Genomic DNA, 2,664 nt, shown 5'->3' with positions numbered 1-2,664 from the left:
TCTTCATTTCTACCAACTCGAAGACATTAAGCGAGTGAGGTTAGTGAAGAGAGCCGATGGATACTATGTGCAGTTTTGTATTTCTGTTGATGTGCGAATAGAAACTGAACCAACGGGAAAAGCAATAGGCTTAGACGTTGGAATTAGATATTTCTTGGCAGATAGCTTTGGAAATACCATAGAAAATCCTCAGTTTTACAGGAAAGCTGAAAAACAGTTAAATCGAGCTAATCGCAGAAAATCCAAGAAATACATTCGTGGGGTTAAACCGCAGTCAAAAAACTATCACAAAGCCTTGTGTCGATATGCCCGTAAACATTTAAAAGTAAGTAGGCAGCGTAAAGAGTATGCAAAAAGAATTGCATACTGCGTAATCCACTCTAATGATGTGGTCGCTTATGAAGACTTGAATGTTTTAGGCATGATAAAAAATCGACACTTAGCTAAATCAATTTCAGATGTTGCCTGGTCTACTTTTCGTCATTGGTTAGAATATTTTGGAATAAAATATGGGAAGCTAACGATACCCGTAGCTCCCCATAATACCTCTCAAAATTGCTCTAACTGTGGGAAAAAAGTAACAAAATCTCTATCAACAAGAACCCATGTTTGTTCATGCGGATATTGTGAAGACAGAGATGTTAATGCGGCTAAAAACATTCTGAAAAAAGCCCTAAGTACGGTCGGGCAGACCGGATCTTTAAAGCTTGGGGAGTTTGCACCTCTTTTAATGTTGGATGATTCCTGCGTTGGAAAGTGCGATCCGTGAACCAAGAATTCCCGTCATTTATGGCGGGGAGTGTCAAGATAAAAGTTGTATGTCGTACTGGTAAAACAAGATGGAACTGGTTGAGATCTTGATCGGTCAACTCGGGGTGCAGGAACAGCAAGCCAAAGGAGGAGCTGGACTCCTCTTTCAATTGGCTCAAGAAAAGCTAAAAAATGAACAATTTTCTCAAATTGCTCAATATGTTCCGGGTATCGGTGAACTCCTAAACGCCGCTCCTCAAGGGGGAGGAATGATGGGTGCTTTGGGTGACTTAGCCTCAGCAATGGGAGCGCCTGCATCCATTGGAAATTTGGCGACTTTAGCCGCAGGTTTTTCTAAACTGGGCTTAAATACCAGCATGATCAACAAGTTTGTACCGATTATTCTGTCCTATATTCAAGGAAAGGGTGGCATCGGAGCCAGTCAGTTACTTGAACAAATTTTGAAAGAGTTCCTTTAAATGTAGTTAAGATTGAATCTTTTTAGGGGCGCACTCAGACGGGCGCCCTGTATTATTTATAATTAAGAAGAAAGACCACGAAGACACGAAGACACAAAGAGATGATTTTTGTTCCGCTACTTTAACTTAATTGGACTCGACAAAGTGATCGCTTGCTTCTATTAATGCTGAACGAATTCCGGGTTCACTCATGGAATGTCCCGCATCAGAAACGACAATTAATTCTGCTTCTGGCCAAGCTTGATGGAGTTCCCAAGCCGTTTTCATCGGACAAACTACATCATAACGTCCTTGAACAATCACTCCCGGAATTTGACGAATTCGATCTATATTTTTTAAGAGTTGATCTTCGGGTTGAAAGAAGCCTCCATTCACAAAATAATGACATTCAATGCGAGCAAATGCTATGGCAAATTCATCTTGACCAAACTTTTGCTTTAAATTGGCATCAACATATAGTTTACTGGTACTTCCTTCCCATATTGACCAAGCTTTTGCGGCTTCTAAACGAATATTGGGATCATCACTATTGAGGCGTTTAGAATAAGCTTGCAGTAAATTATCTCGTTCTTCTAGGGGAATGGGTTTGAGATATTCTTCCCAAGCATCGGGGAAAATATAACTTGCTCCTTCTTGATAAAACCAACGAATTTCAGGCGATCGCAATAGGAATATTCCCCGTAAAATTAAACCCTGACAACGTTCTGGGTGAGTTTCACTATAAGCTAAAGATAAGGTACTTCCCCAACTTCCCCCAAAAACCACCCATTTTTCAACACCTAAACAGGTTCGTAATTTTTCAATATCTCTAACCAGATCCCAGGTTGTATTTTCTCTGAGTTCAGCGTGAGGGGTACTGCGTCCACAACCTCGTTGATCAAACATAATAATACGCCATTTTTCGGGATTGAAATATTGACGATATTCGGGTAAACAACCGCCTCCTGGCCCACCATGTAAAACAACGACGGGTTTTCCGTTAGGGTTTCCCGACTGTTCAAAATAAATGGTGTGTAGATCGCTAACTTTTAAGGTGCCTTGAATATAAGGTTCAATGGGGGGATAAAGTTCTCGCATACAAGTTAGATACAATAGAGTTTATTGTAGGGGCGGGTTCCGCTTAGATCTATGTTTTCCTAACAATAACTTACATAAACCCGCCCTTTACATCGTATCATATTGTAGGGGCGGGTTCCGCTTAGATCTATGTTTTCCTAACAATAACTTACATAAACCCGCCCTTTACATCGTATCATATTGTAGGGGCGGGTTCCGCTTAGATCTATGTTTTCCTAACAATAACTTACATAAACCCGCCCTTTACATCGTATCATATTGTAGGGGCGGGTTCCGCTTAGATCTATGTTTTCCTAACAATAACTTACATAAACCCGCCCTTTACAGAGTATTATATTGTAGGGGCGGGTTCAGAACC

Annotated in this window: 3 protein-coding genes; 2 read left to right on the top strand and 1 reads right to left on the bottom strand. The window is 40.8% G+C overall.

The genetic code is table 11. The features are described 5' to 3' along the window. Together WN50_RS16400 and WN50_RS16395 are read left to right on the top strand one after the other, a co-directional pair. Window positions 1-769 (top strand): RNA-guided endonuclease InsQ/TnpB family protein (locus WN50_RS16400; protein WP_235440987.1); only part of this gene is annotated, 769 nt, incomplete at its 5' end. A gap of 70 nt (window positions 770-839) precedes the next feature. After that, complete coding sequence (locus tag WN50_RS16395) at window positions 840-1,229, top strand: DUF2780 domain-containing protein (protein WP_046281100.1); 390 nt, start codon at window positions 840-842, stop codon at window positions 1,227-1,229. Window positions 1,230-1,355: 126 nt separating this feature from the next. Here the strand turns inward: WN50_RS16395 and pip are convergent, their stop codons facing one another. Next, a complete protein-coding gene (gene pip, locus WN50_RS16390; protein ID WP_046281099.1) occupies window positions 1,356-2,306 on the bottom strand; it encodes a prolyl aminopeptidase in 951 nt (316 codons plus the stop codon). Window positions 2,307-2,664: the final 358 nt, after the last annotated feature.

This window comes from Limnoraphis robusta CS-951 (assembly GCF_000972705.2).
Note: the sequence above shows the minus strand (reverse complement) of the source record. Positions and strands in the feature narration are given on the sequence as shown.

Excerpts from the sequence above, each read along its gene's own strand:
- WN50_RS16395 (WP_046281100.1), top strand. The coding sequence starts at position 840 with ATGGAACTGGTTGAGATCTTGATCGGTCAACTCGGGGTGCAGGAACAG.
- pip (WP_046281099.1), bottom strand. The coding sequence starts at position 2,306 with ATGCGAGAACTTTATCCCCCCATTGAACCTTATATTCAAGGCACCTTA.